Raw genomic sequence first — 1,018 nt, forward strand, 5'->3', positions numbered from 1 at the left:
ACAGAGCACCGCGCTCTCACCGCGAATACCGTGGCGCAGGGGTATTTTAATACGGACGACAACTATCAGGCAGTGGCACTGCTTTATGACAGTTTCGCCGGTCGGAAGCCTGACACAAGCGGATTGACCTATTACGCCGAGCGTCTGAAGGCAGGAACCCTCACGCTTACGCAGGCGGCCAATGACTTCGCCGGCTCTGCAGAATTTACGCAGGCTACCAAAGGCTTCAGTAATGGTCAGCTGGTCGACTATATGTACCGCAATACACTCGATCGTGAAGGCGATGCAGGCGGTAAAGCTTACTACACCACCGCGTTGGACAATGGCTTCAGCAAGGGAGCGCTTTTGCTCGAGTTTTCACAGAGCCAAGAGCATTACAGCAGGCGGTAAAGCTTACTACACCACCGCGTTGGACAATGGCTTCAGCAAGGGAGCGCTTTTGCTCGAGTTTTCACAGAGCCAAGAGCATTACAACTACCTTGCCGGCTCGATCATAGGCGGTATCGACGCAGCTTAAGGCTTGGGCAGGGGGAGCTGCTTAACGACTGCTCCCCCTGCTAGGTAAGGCTGGCGCAGCTACCGATGGACGATCCCCAAGCATTCTATCTCAACGAAGAGGGTTCCAAGTTTGGAGCTTGAGAAAGCGTGTCCCGCGCATGCTCGTTGATCTCTGCCATTCTCCGGTGCCCCATCGCGTCCACCGCAGCAGTTGTCAGCTGATCAGCAAGATCAAGCGCTAGGTTCGGCTCAAGGGTCGCCGCAATCCCCTGCCCCTCAATGACGACACAGCCCTCGGAGGCCTGGCTCGTCACTCCGTCGACGTGCGGTTCGTAAGCCATCCGACTTCTCCAATCGAAACAATAACGAGCGTCAAGATGGGAATGGTGCGAGTTGATCCAAATTAAATTATCTGACCAACTGTGAGGTGGCCCCCTAAATGACCTGACAGGGCCCCGCTCTTAGATAAGAGTGAGGCATATGACTGACGGTACGACCAGGCGTTACAACGATGGCGAGG

General features: G+C 55.2%; 1 protein-coding gene. It reads left to right on the top strand.

Annotation, left to right across the window (positions count from 1 at the left end; genetic code table 11):
- The coding region (locus ASE69_RS12665; protein WP_156362335.1) for a DUF4214 domain-containing protein at positions 1 to 390 on the top strand (390 nt) is incomplete at its 5' end.
- Between the last annotated feature and the right edge of the window lie 628 nt (positions 391 to 1,018).

It is taken from the genome of Sphingomonas sp. Leaf208 (assembly GCF_001421415.1).
Taxonomy (GTDB): domain Bacteria; phylum Pseudomonadota; class Alphaproteobacteria; order Sphingomonadales; family Sphingomonadaceae; genus Sphingomonas.